This is a genomic window from Streptomyces sp. NPDC003034, from assembly GCF_053591375.1.
The window spans coordinates 329,380-345,017 of sequence record NZ_JBSFTS010000001.1; the positions used below are offsets into that span (position 1 = coordinate 329,380).

Here is a 15,638-nt window from a genome sequence, read left to right on the forward strand (position 1 = left end):
CGACGGCCCTGCGCCCGGGCGGCGGCGAATCCCCCGTTCGGCCGGGCGGGAACAGCCCCGCCCCCCTAGCATTCCCTGAGGAAACACCCGCTTCACACTGGGAGAATCCCTATGCCAGGCGCCATCTACGCCGAAGGCCTGGTCAAGACCTTCGGTGATGTACGGGCTCTGGACGGCGTGGACCTCGATGTCCCCGAAGGCACCGTCCTGGGCCTGCTCGGCCCTAACGGCGCGGGCAAGACCACGGCCGTGCGCGTCCTGACCACGCTCCTCCAGCCCGACAGCGGCAAGGCCGTCGTCGCGGGGATCGACGTACTCAAGCACCCCAACGAGGTCCGCCGCGCCATCGGGCTGTCCGGCCAGTTCGCGGCCGTGGACGAGTACCTGACCGGCCGCGAGAACCTCCAGATGGTCGGCCAGCTCTACCAGATGAAGGCCAGGGCCGCGAAGGCCCGCGCCGAAGAACTGCTGGAGCGCTTCAACCTCGGCGACGCCGCCGACCGCACCGCGAAGACGTACTCCGGCGGCATGCGCAGACGTCTCGACCTCGCGGCCGCCCTGGTCGTCAGCCCGCCGGTGATGTTCATGGACGAGCCGACCACCGGACTCGACCCGCGCAACCGTCAGCAGCTGTGGGGGATCATCCAGGAACTGGTGGCTGGCGGCACCACCCTGCTGCTGACCACCCAGTACCTGGAGGAGGCCGACCACCTCGCGCACGACATCTGCGTGGTCGACCACGGCAAGGTCATCGCCCGCGGCACCTCCGACCAGCTCAAGGCCCGCACGGGCGGCGAGCGCGTGGAGGTCGTCGTGCACGAGCGCGGGCACATAGCCACCGCGCGGGAGGTGCTCGCCGGCTTCGGCAAGGGCGAGACCACGGTGGAGGAACACACCCGCAAGCTGACCGTGCCCGTGTCGGGCGGCGCGAAGCTGCTCGCCGAGGTCATCCGCGAGCTCGACGGCCGGGGCATCGAGATCGACGACATCGGCCTGCGCCGCCCCACGCTCGACGACGTGTTCATCTCCCTGACCGGGCACGCGGCCGAACGCGCGGCCGAGGAGGACGACGGGACGGCGGACGGCGACGCCGGCCCCTCCAAGGACAACTTCAAGGACAACTCCAAAGACAAGTCCAGGGACAGGTCCAAGGGCCCCAAGGCGCGGAAGGAAGCGGTGAAGTGACCATCACCTCCCCGACCCCGGAGCTCACGGCACCCCGCCCCCGCGGCGGCCTCGTCCAGGGCGTCAACGACTCCCTGGTGATGGCCAAGCGGAACTTGATCCGCATGTCCCGCATCCCCGAGATGATCATCTTCGGCGTGATCCAGCCGGTGATGTTCGTCGTGCTGTTCAGCTACGTCTTCGGCGGATCGATCAGCGTCGGCGGCAGCACCTCGCCCGCCGCCTACCGCGAGTTCCTGATGGCGGGCATCTTCGCCCAGACCGTCACCTTCGCCACGGCCGGCGCGGGCGCGGGCATCGCCGACGATATGCACAAGGGCCTGATCGACCGCTTCCGCTCACTGCCGATGGCCCGCGGCGCGGTCCTGACCGGCCGCACGCTCGCCGACCTCGTGCAGACCGCGCTCACCGTGGTCGTCCTCGCGGCGGTGGCCCTGATCGTGGGCTGGCGGACCCACGAGAACCTCGGCAAGGTGCTCGCCGGTTTCGGCCTGCTGCTCCTGCTCGGCTACGCCTTCTCCTGGATCGGCGCACTGATCGGCCTGTCGGTGCGTACCCCCGAGGCGGCCACATCGGGCGGCCTGATCTGGCTCTTCCCGCTGACGTTCATCTCGAACGCCTTCGTCCCCTCCCAGAACATGCCGGCCTTCCTGCGGCACATCGCGGAGTGGAACCCCTTCAGCGCCACCGTCCAGGCGGCCCGCGAGCTGTTCGGCAACCTCCCGGCGGGGTACCCGGTCCCGGAGGCCTGGCCGATGCAGCACCCGGTCCTCGCGTCCGTCCTGTGGTCGCTGCTGATCATCGCGGTCTTCCGGACCCTCGCCGTGCGCAAGTACCGCTCGGCGACCGCTTAGCCGCGCGCACGCGGCCCAGCGCGAGCAGCCGTACGGCCAGTGCGTACCGCCCGCACAGCAGCACGTACGACGATGCCCGGCCGGGAGGACCCGGCCGGGCATCGTGCGGGAAAGCGTGCAGCGGGAAGGGGGGTGATCAGCCGGTGAAGGGCTTGACGTCGAGGATCTTGACCGACGCCTTCTTGCCGTTCGGGAGCTCGTACTGCGCGTCCTCGCCGATCGCCTTGCCCATCACGCCCGTACCCAGCGGCGACTGGGGGGAGTAGGTCTCGAAGTCCGAGGAGGCGTACTCGCGGGAGGCCAGCAGGAACTCCATCGTGTCGTCCTCGTCGCCATCGAAGGCGATCTTGACGAGCGTGCCGGGAGCGACCACGCCGTCGGAGGCGGGCGCGGTGCCCACCTTGGCGTTCTCCAGGAGCTGGGTCAGCTGACGCACGCGGAGCTCCTGCTTGCCCTGCTCCTCCTTGGCCGCGTGGTAACCGCCGTTCTCACGCAGGTCGCCCTCCTCGCGGGCGGCTGCGATCTTCGTGGCGATCTCCGTGCGTGCGGGACCAGAGAGGTAGTCCAGCTCCGCCTTCAGCTGGTCGTACGCCGCCTGGGTCAGCCAGGTGACGCTTTCGCTCGTCTGGGTCACGGGTGCTCCTCGTCGGTACAGGGGACTACTAGGCCGCCAGCGGCGGACGAAACCACGAGCCTAACAATTCGGGAAGAAAAGGGGGAGGACCCCAGCCGCCGATCGGGTGCGGGCCGCGTCACGGCGGCCCCTGTCACAGGGCCGGTGGCGGGGCTTCCGCAGTTCGAGCATGCCCCGGCCGCCGCCTCCCGATGCCGGCCGCTGCCTTCCGACGTGAGCCGCCGGGCCCCGATGTGCCCGCCCGCCGCTCACGGCGCAGGCTGGCAGCCGATCAGCTCGGCCGTCGCGGCGCGGCCCATTGTCTTCAGCGAGACGACCTCGTCCACCCGCGAGTCGGGCTGCGCGAAGGTGAAGTCGGCCCGGCCCACCTCGCCGTGGTCCTTGTCCTGGGAGCTCAGCGTGCAGACACCGGTGACGGAGGCCTCCTTGCGCACCTCCAGGTGCACCTGCACCTCGGTGTCCGAGACCACCTGGAACTTGATCACCTCGGCGCTGACGCTCTGGCTCGTGACGTAGCCCCAGCCGATCCAGCCCACCACAGCCAGCAGGACGGCGCCCAGCACCGCTCCGACGATCTTGAGCTTCCGGTCCGCACGCTCGTCCGCCGACCGGCCGTAGCGGCCCTCGGGCAGGCCCTCGCGCACCGTGCTCATCGATCGTTCCTTCCGAGAGGGCGGGGCCGGTCCCGTGCGGGAGGGCCCCAGGAATTTTCCGTCCCCCGATTCGGTCACTATAGAAGCCGCCGCCCCGACGAATCACAGAGGATCCTGTCTTGACCGAGCAGCTTCGACTGATGGCCGTCCACGCCCACCCCGACGACGAGTCGAGCAAGGGCGCGGCCACCATGGCCAAGTACGTGTCCGAGGGGGTGCCCGTGCTCGTCGTGACCTGCACCGGCGGCGAGCGCGGCTCGATCCTGAACCCCAAGCTCCAGGGCGACAAGTACATCGAGGAGAACATCCACGAGGTCCGCGCGCGGGAGATGGACGAGGCGCGCGAGATCCTCGGCGTCCAGCAGGAATGGCTGGGTTACGTCGACTCCGGCCTCCCGGAGGGCGACCCGCTGCCCCCGCTGCCCCAGGGCTGCTTCGCCCTGGAGGACGTGGACGAGGCGGCCGGGCGCCTCGTGAAGAAGATCCGCGCCTTCCGGCCGCAGGTCATCACCACGTACGACGAGAACGGCGGCTACCCGCACCCCGACCACATCATGACCCACAAGATCTCGATGGTGGCCTTCGACGGCGCGGCCGACACGGAGAAGTACCCGGAGGCCGAGTTCGGCCCGGCGTACCAGCCGCAGAAGCTCTACTACAACCAGGGCTTCAACAAGCCGCGCACCATCGCCCTGCACGAGGCGCTGCTCGCGCGCGGCCTGGAGTCCCCGTACGGGGAGTGGCTCGACCGCTGGAAGGAGTTCGAGCGCAAGGAGCGCACGCTGACCACGCACGTGCCCTGCGCGGACTTCTTCGAGATCCGTGACAAGGCACTCATCGCGCACGCCACGCAGATCGACCCCGACGGCGGCTGGTTCCGCGTCCCGATGGACATCCAGCGGGAGGTCTGGCCGACGGAGGAGTACGAGCTCGCGAAGTCGCTCGTCGACACTTCCCTCCCCGAGTCCGACCTCTTCGCGGGCATCCGGGAGAATGCGTAGCTATGAGCGCTACGCAAGCAGCACTGACCCAGGTCCTTCCCCTTGCGGCCGACACCTTCGACAAGAACAAGGTGACCCCCGGGATCTTGGGCTTCATCGTGTTCGCGGCCCTCGCCCTCGGGGTGTGGGCCCTGATGAAGTCGATGAGCCGGCACGTGGGCCGGGTGAACTTCGAGGAGACCCCGGAGCGGGCGGCGGCCGGCGCCGCGCCCGAGCGGACCACCTGAGAACCTCCGCGTGAGCGCCGCCCCGCCCCGACGCGTGCGCCGGGCCGGGGCGGCGCTCGACGCGCGCGGCTGTGACCGGCCGCAGCCGGACGCGCCGCGCGAGCGGGGTCACACCGGCGGAGCCGGCACCGGTACGCCCATGATCTCCCGGGCGGGCAGATTCGGGACCAGGCCGAGCCGCCACGCCTGCCAGCCCTCCGCCGGGTCCACGCCGCGGCCCAGGATCACCCCGTACGTCTCCAGGCAGTCCGCGAGCCGCCCGTCCCGCGCCGGATGCGGGGCCGCGACCAGCCGGGCCAGCTCCGCCCGCGCCTCCTCGGGGGCGCCCGGGACGGCGTACGGCAGCAGCGTGCACCGCAGGAAGCGGGCCCAGTCCTCCCCGCGCCGGTCCCCGTACGAGATGAACAGCCGCACCGCCTCCTCGCACAGGCCGAGCGCCTGCGAGATCCGGCCGTTGCCGGCGTCCACCACCGCCAGCTCCAGGCACGTCCAGGCCTCGCCGTGCGCCACCCCGATCCGCCGGAAGTCCGCCCGCGCGTCCACGAGCAGCTGACGCGCGAAGCCCGAGTTCTTCAGGTTCCCCGTCTGCGCCGCCCGCTGGTCGCGGGTGACCCGCCCCGAGTGGTGGCGGGCGTGCGCCAGCCCGTACACGTCCCGCATCCGCGAGAACATCGTGCGGGCCCGCTCCAGCTCCCGTACCGCCTGGTCCCGCTCGCCGCCCTCCTCCAGCGCGTGGCCCAGGTAGTACAGCGTCCACGCCTCGCCGCGCGCGTCCTCCGCGTCCCGGTGGCGGCCCAGCGCCTCCCGCAGCCGCTCCACCGCCGGCCCCGGATCCCCGTCCAGCACGCGGGCCCGGCCCAGCTGGGTCAGCGCCCACGCCTGGCCGCGGTCGTCGCGCGTACGGCCGTACAAGCCGAGCGCCAGCCGCAGCTCCTCCTCCGCCCGCGGCACATCGCCGAGCCGCAGGTGCACCTGGCCCAGCTGGAAGTGCGCCCAGGCCTCGCCGTGCACGCTCTCGCTCTCCCGGTGCAGGGCCAAGGACCGCTCCAGCAGCGCCATCGCCTCCCCGAGGCGGGCGAGGTCGCGCTCCACCGCGGCCAGCGCGTGCAGCCCCCACGCCCGGTCACCCGCCAGCTCGGGCGGCTCCTGCACCGCCAGCGCCTCCCGGAGCCGGGCCGCGGCCTCCGGCAGGTTCCCCTGGTGGTGCAGGGTGATGCCGAGCGAGACCAGTGCCATCGCCGCCCCCGCCTCCTGATGCGCCTCCTTGTACTGGTCCACCACCGAGGTCAGCGTCGTGCGCGCCTTGTCCAGTTCGCCGAGCTGGCGCGCCGCGATGCCCGTACGCCACTGCACCGAGCGCACCATCCGCCCCTGGCCCCCGGGATTGCCGGCCGCCGCCGCGGCCACCGCCTGGGTCAGCTCGTCGATCTCACCGAGCCGGTACAGGTCCCCGCGCAGCAGGCAGAAGTCGCACAGCGCCCCCAGCAGATCCAGCACGGCCTGCTGGTCCACGCCCTCCGAATGCCGCAGCGCCGCGGTGATGAAGCTCGACTCGTCGTCCAGCCAGCGCAGCGCCGCGTCCAGCGAGGTGAAACCGTGCCCGCCGAAGTGGTTCGCCCGCGTGGACATCTTCCCGTCGACCATCCGGATCACGGAGTCGGCGAGCTGCGCGTAGGTGCGGATCAGCCGCTCGTGCGCCGCCGTCGCCCGCGCCCGGTCCTCGTCCGCCGCGAGGCGCGCCGCCGCGTACGCGCGCACCGCGTCGTGCATGCGGAACCGCTGGCCGCGCACCCGCTCGATCAGCCCGGCCTCCCACAGCTCCTCCAGCAGGCGCAGCGCGACCTGCTCCGGTACGTCCGCCAGCGCGGCCGCGGCCGCACCGCCGAGGGAGGCCCGCCCGGCCAGCGGCAGCCGCCGCAGCAGCAGCCGGGCCGGTTCCGCCAGCCGGGCGTCGGCCGCGTGCAGCGCGCGCTCCACCGGGTGCGCCCCGGGGCCGGCGGCCGCTGCGCCGTCGGGTATCCGGCCCGCGCGCGCCAGCGGAGCCAGCATCCGCAGGGCGAGCGGCAGGCCCCCGCTCAGCTCCACCACCGCGTCCACGGCGTCCACGGCTTCCGGAGTGCCCGCCGCGCCCGCCGCGCCCGCCGGCCCGGCCGTTGTCCGGGTGTCGGCCCCGCCCGCTGTCCCGGTGTCCGAGCCGGGCCGCGGCGCGGCGGCCCGGACCAGTTCGGCAGCCTCCGCCGGTGCCAGCCGTTCGACCGGCAGCTGGTAGACCCACGCCGTCAGATCCGCCGGCAGCTCCAGCGGCTCCCGCGCCGTCACCAGCACCAGGCTCTCGGAGCGCTCCGGAACCAGCATCCGGACCTGCGCCGCGTCCACCGCGTCGTCCAGCACCACCGTCACCGCAAGCCCCTGGAGGTACTGGTGGTACAGCTCGCCCAGCCGCCGCACCTGCTGCTCCGCCGAAGCACCTTCCCGGAACAGCAGCTGCTCGCGCGGCGCGCCCAGCCGGTTCAGCAGGTGGAGCAGTGCCTCCCGCGTCGACAGCGGCGTCTCCCCGGCCCCGTCCCCGGGCGCCTCCCCGGCGGGCCGGCCGCCGCGCAGGTCCACCACGCACGCGCCCCGGAACTGGTCCCGCAGCCCGTGCGCCGCCCGCAGGGCCAGAGCCGTACGCCCGACACCCGGCTCGCCGTGCAGCACCACGACCACCGGCCGGGTCTCCGTGCTGGCGCGCGCCGCCTGCACCCACTGCGCGATCCGGGTCAGCTCCGCCCGCCGGCCCGCGAAGACGCCCGCCGGATCCGGAAGCTGCCCGAACGACTGCTCCAGTACGCTGCGCCGCCGGGCCTCCGCGCTCCGGTCCGCCCCGCGCAGCTGCGGCGCCTGCGGACGAACCGCCGGCCTGGGCGTCCGCGCGGCGACCGCCACGGCACGCTGCTGCTCCAGGAACGGCCGGATCCCGCGCACCTCCAGCGCGGAGAGCCACTGGAGCCTCAGCTGCTCCGGCCCGCCGGGACGGCCCAGTTCGCCCGCCCGCCGGTTCGCGGCCGGCAGGTACACCGCCGTCACCTTCGCCACCGTCGCGGCGGCTCCGGCGACGGCCGCCACGGCCCCGGCGGTCAGCGCCGTACCCGAGGCGACACCCAGGGCCAGGTCGGCCCCGACGGCCGCCGCGGCCGTGACCGAAGCCACCAGCAGGGCCGTCGAGGCGCTGCCCCGCCGGAACGCCTCACCGAGCGACACGTTCCCCGCCGCCGCCTCGTCCACGGCCCGTACGTACGCCTCGTACTCCGCAGCCGCCCGCTCGGCGAGCGCGTCCAGGGCCTCCCGGCCGCGCGCCAGCAGGGCGGACCGGTCCACCACCGCACCGGGCGCGCCGCCCAGCCCCGCCCCCCGCCGGACCTCCTCCTCCACGGCCCGCACCAACAGCCGCTCGGCCTCACCGCGATGGCTGTCCCGCATCGGCATTCCCCTCAGAGAGCTCCGGCAACGTGCGTCAAGTGTGCTGCGGGACGATCGCGAGTGCGAGGGAATCTGAGCTAGTTCAGAGGGAGTTGGGCCCTGCCACCCCCCGCCCGCCCCACCCCGCGTCCGCCGCGCCGCCGCCGGAGCCGGACGCGCGAGCCCGTAACCCGCACCGATCACGCACGGACCGGACCCGCGACCTGGCCCCGCTCCTTCGACGTTGATCCCGTCCCGTGGGGCAGGATGGATTCATGCCGAACCGCCTCGCGAACGAGACCTCCCCCTACCTCCTCCAGCACGCCGACAACCCGGTCGACTGGTGGCCATGGTCCCCGGAGGCCTTCGCGGAGGCGCGCGAACGCGGGGTGCCGGTCATGCTGAGCATCGGGTATTCGAGCTGCCACTGGTGCCACGTGATGGCGCACGAGTCCTTCGAGGACGAGCTGGCCGCCGCCTATCTCAACGAGCACTTCGTCAACATCAAGGTGGACCGCGAAGAGCGTCCCGACGTCGACGCCGTCTACATGGAGGCCGTGCAGGCCGCCACCGGGCACGGCGGATGGCCCATGACCGTGTTCCTCACGGCCGACGCCGAGCCCTTCTACTTCGGGACCTACTTCCCGCCCGCGCCCAAGCACGGGATGCCCTCCTTCATGCAGGTCCTCGAAGGGGTGCGCATCGCCTGGGAGGAGCGGCGCGAGGAGATCGCCGACGTGGCGCAGCGGATCGTACGGGACCTGGCCGGGCGGCAGCTGGACTACGGGAAGGCGCGGCCCCCCGGCGCCGAAGAGCTGGCGCAGGCGCTGCTCGCGCTGACCCGGGAGTACGACGAGACCCGGGGCGGATTCGGCGGGGCGCCGAAGTTCCCGCCGTCCATGGTGCTGGAGTTCCTGCTCCGCCACCACGCGCGGACGGGAGCCGAGGGCGCGCTGCAGATGGCCGCGGACACCTGCGAGGCGATGGCGCGCGGCGGGATCTACGACCAGCTCGGCGGCGGCTTCGCGCGGTACTCCGTGGACCGCGAGTGGGTGGTGCCCCACTTCGAGAAGATGCTCTACGACAACGCGCTGCTGTGCCGGGTGTACGCCCACGTGTGGCGGGCCACCGGTTCCGAGCTCGCGCGGCGCGTCGCGCTGGAGACCGCCGACTTCATGGTGCGCGAGCTGCGGACGGAGCAGGGCGGCTTCGCTTCCGCGCTCGACGCCGACAGCGAGGACCCGCAGAGCGGCAAGCACGTGGAGGGCGCGTACTACGCCTGGACGCCCGCCGAGCTGCGGGAGGTGCTGGGGGAGGCCGACGGGGAGCTGGCCGCCGCCTGCTTCGGGGTGACACCGCAGGGCACCTTCGAGCACGGCAAGTCGGTGCTCCAGCTGCCCGAGGACGGGCCCGCCGTGGAGGCCGGGCGGCTGGCCGACATCAAGGCGCGGCTGCTCGCCGCCCGCGACCGGCGGCCGGCCCCCGGACGGGACGACAAGATCGTCGCCGCCTGGAACGGGCTGGCCGTCGCCGCGCTCGCCGAGTGCGGGGCGTACTTCGAACGGCCCGACCTGGTCGAACGGGCCACGGAGGCCGCGGACCTGCTCGTACGGGTGCACATGGACGGGCGCGCCCGGCTGGCCCGGACCAGCAAGGACGGTCACGTCGGGCCGAACGCCGGTGTGCTGGAGGACTACGGTGACGTGGCGGAGGGGTTCCTGGCGCTGGCCGCCGTCACCGGTGAGGGGGTCTGGCTGGAGTTCGCCGGATTCCTGATGGACCTCGTACTGGACCTGTTCACGGCCCCGGACGGCTCGCTCTACGACACCGCGCATGACGCCGAGCAGCTGATCAGGCGGCCCCAGGATCCCACCGACACGGCTGCCCCGTCCGGCTGGACGGCCGCGGCCGGCGCGCTGCTCTCGTATGCCGCGCACACCGGTTCGGAGGCCCACCGCACGGCGGCGGAGCGGGCGCTCGCGGTGGTCGGCTCCCTCGGACCGCGCGTCCCGCGCTTCATCGGCCACGGGCTCTCGGTCGCCGAGGCGCTCCTCGACGGGCCCCGGGAGGTCGCGGTGGTCGGACGTCCGGAGGATCCGGCGCTGGCGGAGCTGCACCGGGCGGCGCTGCTGGGGACGGCTCCCGGTGCCGTGGTGGCGGTGGGCCCGCCGCGCGAAGCGGACGGCAGCGGAGGCGAGTTCCCGCTGCTGGCCGAGCGCACCCTCGTGGACGGCCGTCCCACGGCGTACGTCTGCCGCCACTTCGTCTGCGCCCGTCCTACGACGGATCCGGCGGAACTCCGCGAACAGCTGGGCACGTTCCACTCCTGACACGCCGGCGGCGCGCCACATCGCGCCCGGGCCGCACCCGGTCACCGTCCCAGCGGCGGTGGCGGGGCGGCCGGTGTCGGCGCCGTGCCGCCGTCAGTGCGCGTACGCGGCCAGTGAGATGCCGACGTAGTGGGCGACGAAGGCCGCGAGGGTCAGGGAGTGGAAGACCTCGTGGAAGCCGAAGAAGCGCGGCGAGGGGTTGGGGCGCTTCATGCCGTAGATGACGCCGCCCGCGCTGTAGAGCAGACCGCCGACGATCACCAGCACCAGGACGGCGATGCCGCCGGTCCGCATGAAGTCGGGCAGGAAGAAGACGGCTGCCCAGCCCATGGCGATGTAGCAGGGCGTGTACAGCCAGCGCGGGGCGCCGACCCAGAAGACGCGGAAGGCTATGCCGGCGGCCGCCGCGATCCACACCGCCCACAGCAGGGTCCGCCCGGTGGAGGGCGGGAGCAGCAGGACGGTCAGCGGCGTGTAGGTGCCCGCGATGATGAGGAAGATGTTGGCGTGGTCCAGGCGGCGCAGGATCGCCTCGCCGCGCGGCCCCCAGGTGCCGCGGTGGTAGACCGCGCTGACGCCGAAGAGCAGGCACGCCGTGAGGATGTAGACCCCGCAGGCGACCCGTGCCCGCGTGGAGTCGGTGAAGGTCATCAGCGCCAGGCCGGCGATCACCACGGCGGGGAACATCCCGGTGTGCAGCCAGCCGCGCATGAGCGGCTTGACCTCCGGACTGAGCGGAATGGCGTCGGCGGCCGGGACGGCGGCGGCGTCAGAAGTCATGACCCACATGGTATCTACGGCTCCGTAGGTTTCCGTTAGTCCTCTTTACGGAAGATTGACGCGAGTGGCGATGCTCACGTGAGAAGCCCCCTGGACATATGCGCACACGCACCGGATGATCAGATGAGTGCGGTCGGCACCGGATGAGCGGAGCGCGAAGCGTCCGGGTCGCAGCCCCCACGGGGCAAACACCAAACGAACCCCTCAACAAGGAGCAATCGTGGCGCGCGACAACGCGGCTCCCACCCCTTCCGTCCCGACGAACCACCAGGAGCTGATCTCCTGGGTCGACGAGATCGCGGCCCTCACCCAGCCGGACCGCATCGTCTGGTGCGACGGTTCCGAGGCCGAGTACGAGCTCCTGTGCGAGGAGCTCGTCGCCAAGGGCACGTTCAAGAAGCTCGACCCGGCCAAGCGCCCGAATTCGTACTACGCGGCCTCCGACCCCTCCGACGTCGCGCGCGTCGAGGACCGCACCTTCATCTGCTCCGAGAAGGAGGAGGACGCGGGCCCCACGAACCACTGGAAGGCCCCGGCCGAGATGAAGGAGATCTTCACCGGCCCGGAAGGGATCTTCCGCGGCTCGATGAAGGGCCGGACGATGTACGTCGTCCCCTTCTGCATGGGCCCGCTCGGCTCCGAGCTCTCCGCGATCGGCGTCGAGATCACCGACTCCGCCTACGTCGCGGTCGCCATGCGCACCATGACCCGGATGGGCAAGCCCGTCCTGGACGAGCTGGGCACCGACGGTTTCTTCGTCAAGGCCGTCCACACCCTCGGCGCTCCGCTCGCCGAGGGCGAGGCCGACGTCCCGTGGCCCTGCAACACCACCAAGTACATCTCGCACTTCCCGGAGACCCGCGAGATCTGGTCCTACGGTTCCGGCTACGGCGGCAACGCCCTGCTCGGCAAGAAGTGCTACGCGCTGCGCATCGCCTCCGTGATGGCCCGCGACGAGGGCTGGCTCGCCGAGCACATGCTGATCCTCAAGCTCACCCCGCCGCAGGGCGAGGCCGACGGCCCCAAGTACATCGCCGCCGCCTTCCCGAGCGCCTGCGGCAAGACCAACCTGGCCATGCTGGAGCCCACGATCTCCGGCTGGACCGTCGAGACCGTCGGTGACGACATCGCCTGGATGCGCTTCGGCGAGGACGGCCGCCTCTACGCGATCAACCCCGAGGCCGGCTTCTTCGGCGTCGCCCCCGGCACCGGCGAGCACACCAACGCCAACGCCATGAAGACGATGTACGCCAACACCGTCTTCACCAACGTCGCGCTCACCGACGACGGCGACGTGTGGTGGGAGGGCATGACCGAGGAGGCCCCCGCCCACCTCATCGACTGGAAGGGCAACGACTGGACTCCCGAGTCCGGGACGCCGGCCGCCCACCCCAACGCCCGCTTCGCCGTCCCGGCTTCCCAGTGCCCGACGATCGCGCCCGAGTGGGAGGACCCCAAGGGCGTCCCCATCTCCGCGATCCTCTTCGGCGGGCGTCGCGCCTCCGCCGTGCCGCTGGTCACCGAGTCCTTCGACTGGAACCACGGCGTCTTCATCGGCTCGAACATCGCCTCCGAGAAGACCGCCGCAGCCGAGGGCAAGGTCGGCGAGCTGCGCCGCGACCCCTTCGCCATGCTGCCGTTCTGCGGCTACAACATGGGCGACTACATGGGTCACTGGATCAAGGTCGGCGAAGGCCGGGACCAGTCCAAGCTCCCGAAGATCTACTACGTCAACTGGTTCCGCAAGAACGACGCGGGCAAGTTCGTGTGGCCCGGCTTCGGTGAGAACAGCCGCGTCCTGAAGTGGATCGTGGAGCGCCTGGAGGGCAAGGCGCAGGGCGTCGAGACGCCCATCGGCATCCTGCCGACCGCCGCCTCCCTGGACACGGACGGCCTCGACATGCCGGCCGCCGACCTAGAGCTCCTCCTGACGGTCGACAAGGAGGTCTGGCGCGACGAGGCCGCCCTGGTCCCCGAGCACCTGAACACCTACGGCGACCACACCCCCAAGGAACTGTGGGACCAGTACCACGCCCTGGTCGAGCGCCTCGGCTGAGGCTCCCCCTCGGGGGCCGGGCCTGAGCATCCGGACGCATGACGAACGCCCGGCGGGATTCCCGCCGGGCGTTCGTCATGCCGTCAGCGTTGGCCTCAGTGCGGCGCGGCGCCGTGAGCGAGCGTGCCGAGTCGAGGGGCCTCGGATGTTAACGCCCGTCCCACTTCGAAATGCTGTGTGGGCCCGTAGGTGCTGGTGGGCGGGGCGGCGGCCGGGGGAGGATCGTGGCATGGGCGTGAGCGCGTCGAAGTGGCAGGGCTGGCTGGTCGGTCTGGTGGTGCTGGCCGGACTGCTGGTGTTCGCCCCGCTGGGGCTGTACGTATGGGCCAGCGGCGCCGGGCCGTCCGCGGTGGCGCCGCGGGCGCCGCTGGAGGACGTACGGGTCAGCGCATGCCGCGTCGATCCGCCGAGCAGGCGGGTGGTGGCGGCGCTGGAGGTGAGGGGCGGTCAGCGGGAACCGGGGGCCTACGTCGTCACGGTGGAGTTCCGCGAGCAGGCGCAGCCGGAGCCGGGCGGGCGGGCCGTCCAGGCGCTGGTGAAGGTCCCGGGAGTGGACCCGGGCGCCGCCGCGTACGCCGAGGCGGTCGGTCCCGTCTGGCCGGTGGCGACGGTGCCGTGGTGCGGTGTGGCCGCGGCGGAATTCACGCGGTAGCCCGCCGCCGGGCCGGCGGTGATGGCGCCGGGCGGCCCGCAGGGTGTGTGGCGCCCGGTCCGGAGCCTCCGCGGCCCCGGACCGGGGCCGTTCAGAGGGCGCCGGCCAGGTCCAGGGACTCCAGGGCGGCGGCGTGGGCGTCCATGCGCTCGGCGGCGAGGATCGCGACGGTGGTGTCCGCGCGGGACGCGGCGACGAGGAGGGCGCGGGCGGCGAGATCGTGGGCGCGCTGGTGCAGGGCGGCGGTGTCCCCGCCGGCCCGCCGCGGCGCCCGGGCGGGCTCCGCTCCACGCAGCCGCGCCACCTGTCCGGCGATCCGGACGGAGGCGTCCTCCAGTCCGAGCTCGTCCGTGACGGCGAGCAGAGCGGCGAGATGCCCGGCCAGCTGGATGCCGAGGGCTTCGTCGCGGCTGCTGTGCGGGTAGTCGGCGCCGTTGCCGCCCATGCGGTGGACGGCCGACTTGCTGCGGATCGGCTCGTACATGAGGAGGCCTCCTGCGTGGGTCAGGAGACCATCCTACATTGGATTGGTTCTAAAGTTGAGTTCGGTCCTGTTCGCGTTCCGCCGAGGGGTCTACGGCTGTCCGTAACCGTCCAGGAAGTTCCCGATCCGCGTCACCGCGTCGCCCAGGTCCTTGCTGTTCGGCAGGGTGACGATGCGGAAGTGGTCGGGCTCCGGCCAGTTGAAGCCCGTACCGTGCACCACCATGATCTTCTCGGTCCGCAGCAGGTCGAGGACCATCTGCCGGTCGTCCTTGATCTTGTAGACCGACGGGTCCAGCCTCGGGAAGAGGTACAGCGCGCCCTTGGGCTTCACGCAGGTGATGCCCGGGATCCGCGTGAGCAGCTCGTACGCCGTGTCGCGCTGCTCCATCAGCCGCCCGCCCGGCAGGACCAGGTCCTCGATCGACTGCCGTCCGCCCAGGGCGGTGGCCACGGCGTGCTGCGACGGCATGTTGGCGCACAGCCGCATGTTGGCCAGGATCGTCAGGCCCTCGATGTACGAGGAGGCGTGCTTCTTCGGGCCGCAGACCGCCATCCAGCCGGCCCGGTAGCCGGCGACGCGGTAGTTCTTGGAGAGCCCGTTGAAGGTGAGGGTCAGGAGGTCCGGCGCGATGGCGGCCGTGTTGGTGTGCGTGGCCCCGTCGTACAGGATCCGGTCGTAGATCTCGTCCGAGCACACGACCAGCTTGTGGCGGCGGGCGATGTCGGTGAGCCCGCGCAGCATCGCGTCGTCGTAGACGGCGCCGGTCGGATTGTTCGGGTTGATGATCACGATGGCGCGGGTGCGGTCGGTGATCTTGCGCTCGATGTCGGCGAGGTCCGGCATCCAGTCGGCCTGCTCGTCGCAGCGGTAGTGCACGGCCGTGCCGCCGGCGAGCGAGACGGAGGCGGTCCACAGCGGGTAGTCCGGCGCCGGGACCAGCACCTCGTCGCCGTCGTCGAGCAGCGCCTGCATCGACATCTGGATCAGTTCCGAGACGCCGTTGCCGAGGTAGATGTCCTCGACGTCCAGCTCGATGCCCTTGGTCTGGTAGTGCTGCATCACCGCGCGCCGCGCGGAGAGCAGCCCCTTCGCGTCCCCGTACCCGTGGGCGTTGCCCAGGTTGCGGAGCATGTCCTCAAGGATCTCCGGCGGGCACTCGAAACCGAAGGCCGCGGGGTTGCCGGTGTTGAGCTTGAGGATGCGATGACCTGCTGCTTCGAGCCGCATGGCCTCTTCGAGCACGGGGCCGCGGATCTCGTAGCAAACGTTGGCGAGTTTCGTTGACTGGATCACCTGCATAACGGGAGCTTACGGGCCCGCGCACGGGCTTGCCGAGGTAAT

The 15,638-nt window shown here is 72.1% G+C and carries 13 protein-coding genes; 7 read left to right on the plus strand and 6 right to left on the minus strand.

What is annotated here, in order from left to right; all coding sequences use genetic code 11:
* Positions 1–111: 111 nt before the first annotated feature.
* Positions 112–1,185, plus strand: a complete 1,074-nt coding sequence (locus tag ACWDX7_RS01635) for an ATP-binding cassette domain-containing protein (protein ID WP_451491461.1) — start codon at positions 112–114, stop codon at positions 1,183–1,185.
* Positions 1,182–2,039 (plus strand): ABC transporter permease, encoded by an 858-nt coding sequence (locus ACWDX7_RS01640; RefSeq protein WP_451491460.1) that lies wholly within the window; start codon positions 1,182–1,184, stop codon positions 2,037–2,039. Before ACWDX7_RS01635 ends, ACWDX7_RS01640 begins: the two co-directional genes overlap by 4 nt.
* 136 nt (positions 2,040–2,175) lie before the next feature.
* On the opposite strand, the gene greA is transcribed toward ACWDX7_RS01640, so the two are convergent.
* Together greA and ACWDX7_RS01650 are read right to left on the minus strand one after the other, a co-directional pair.
* The gene (gene greA, locus ACWDX7_RS01645; RefSeq protein WP_451491459.1) at positions 2,176–2,673 is read right to left on the minus strand and encodes a transcription elongation factor GreA; all 498 of its coding nucleotides are present in this window, start codon (positions 2,671–2,673) and stop codon (positions 2,176–2,178) included.
* A gap of 248 nt (positions 2,674–2,921) precedes the next feature.
* Positions 2,922–3,326: a DUF4307 domain-containing protein gene (locus ACWDX7_RS01650; protein ID WP_451491566.1), complete on the minus strand. Its 405-nt coding sequence runs from the start codon at positions 3,324–3,326 to the stop codon at positions 2,922–2,924.
* A 119-nt stretch (positions 3,327–3,445) separates the two neighbouring features.
* On the opposite strand from ACWDX7_RS01650, the gene mca reads away from it, so the two are divergent.
* Together mca and ACWDX7_RS01660 are read left to right on the plus strand one after the other, a co-directional pair.
* On the plus strand, positions 3,446–4,327 hold the full coding sequence (mca, locus tag ACWDX7_RS01655; protein WP_451490231.1) for a mycothiol conjugate amidase Mca: 882 nt from the start codon (positions 3,446–3,448) through the stop codon (positions 4,325–4,327).
* A gap of 2 nt (positions 4,328–4,329) precedes the next feature.
* Positions 4,330–4,554, plus strand: a complete 225-nt coding sequence (locus ACWDX7_RS01660) for a hypothetical protein (protein ID WP_451490232.1) — start codon at positions 4,330–4,332, stop codon at positions 4,552–4,554.
* Between the two features lie 108 nt (positions 4,555–4,662).
* On the opposite strand, the gene ACWDX7_RS01665 is transcribed toward ACWDX7_RS01660, so the two are convergent.
* Entirely contained in the window at positions 4,663–8,013 is a 3,351-nt protein-coding gene (locus ACWDX7_RS01665; protein WP_451490233.1) for a tetratricopeptide repeat protein, read from the minus strand.
* Positions 8,014–8,267: 254 nt separating this feature from the next.
* Between ACWDX7_RS01665 and ACWDX7_RS01670 the strand changes: the two genes are divergently transcribed.
* Positions 8,268–10,322 carry a thioredoxin domain-containing protein gene (locus tag ACWDX7_RS01670; RefSeq protein WP_451490234.1) on the plus strand — a complete coding sequence of 685 codons (2,055 nt, stop codon included), beginning with the start codon at positions 8,268–8,270 and terminating at the stop codon, positions 10,320–10,322.
* A gap of 93 nt (positions 10,323–10,415) precedes the next feature.
* On the opposite strand, the gene trhA is transcribed toward ACWDX7_RS01670, so the two are convergent.
* Positions 10,416–11,102 (minus strand): PAQR family membrane homeostasis protein TrhA, encoded by a 687-nt coding sequence (trhA, locus tag ACWDX7_RS01675; protein WP_451490235.1) that lies wholly within the window; start codon positions 11,100–11,102, stop codon positions 10,416–10,418.
* Positions 11,103–11,322: 220 nt separating this feature from the next.
* Between trhA and ACWDX7_RS01680 the strand changes: the two genes are divergently transcribed.
* Together ACWDX7_RS01680 and ACWDX7_RS01685 are read left to right on the plus strand one after the other, a co-directional pair.
* The gene (locus ACWDX7_RS01680) at positions 11,323–13,158 is read left to right on the plus strand and encodes a phosphoenolpyruvate carboxykinase (GTP) (protein WP_451490236.1); all 1,836 of its coding nucleotides are present in this window, start codon (positions 11,323–11,325) and stop codon (positions 13,156–13,158) included.
* Between the two features lie 235 nt (positions 13,159–13,393).
* Positions 13,394–13,810, plus strand: coding sequence for a hypothetical protein (locus ACWDX7_RS01685; RefSeq protein WP_451490237.1), 417 nt, complete (start codon positions 13,394–13,396; stop codon positions 13,808–13,810).
* Positions 13,811–13,901: 91 nt separating this feature from the next.
* Here ACWDX7_RS01685 and ACWDX7_RS01690 read toward each other — a convergent pair whose 3' ends face one another.
* Both ACWDX7_RS01690 and ACWDX7_RS01695 read right to left on the minus strand, forming a co-directional pair.
* Entirely contained in the window at positions 13,902–14,294 is a 393-nt protein-coding gene (locus ACWDX7_RS01690; RefSeq protein WP_451490238.1) for an SCO4983 family protein, read from the minus strand.
* Between the two features lie 90 nt (positions 14,295–14,384).
* Positions 14,385–15,596 carry a pyridoxal phosphate-dependent aminotransferase gene (locus ACWDX7_RS01695; RefSeq protein ID WP_451490239.1) on the minus strand — a complete coding sequence of 404 codons (1,212 nt, stop codon included), beginning with the start codon at positions 15,594–15,596 and terminating at the stop codon, positions 14,385–14,387.
* Positions 15,597–15,638 lie beyond the last annotated feature (42 nt).

Bases quoted from the DNA above. Each gene is read 5' to 3' on its own strand.
- ACWDX7_RS01690 (WP_451490238.1), bottom strand. From the start codon at position 14,294: ATGTACGAGCCGATCCGCAGCAAGTCGGCCGTCCACCGCATGGGCGGC.
- ACWDX7_RS01665 (WP_451490233.1), bottom strand. From the start codon at position 8,013: ATGCGGGACAGCCATCGCGGTGAGGCCGAGCGGCTGTTGGTGCGGGCC.
- ACWDX7_RS01650 (WP_451491566.1), bottom strand. From the start codon at position 3,326: ATGAGCACGGTGCGCGAGGGCCTGCCCGAGGGCCGCTACGGCCGGTCG.
- trhA (WP_451490235.1), bottom strand. From the start codon at position 11,102: ATGACTTCTGACGCCGCCGCCGTCCCGGCCGCCGACGCCATTCCGCTC.
- ACWDX7_RS01670 (WP_451490234.1), top strand. From the start codon at position 8,268: ATGCCGAACCGCCTCGCGAACGAGACCTCCCCCTACCTCCTCCAGCAC.
- ACWDX7_RS01660 (WP_451490232.1), top strand. From the start codon at position 4,330: ATGAGCGCTACGCAAGCAGCACTGACCCAGGTCCTTCCCCTTGCGGCC.
- ACWDX7_RS01635 (WP_451491461.1), top strand. From the start codon at position 112: ATGCCAGGCGCCATCTACGCCGAAGGCCTGGTCAAGACCTTCGGTGAT.
- ACWDX7_RS01695 (WP_451490239.1), bottom strand. From the start codon at position 15,596: ATGCAGGTGATCCAGTCAACGAAACTCGCCAACGTTTGCTACGAGATC.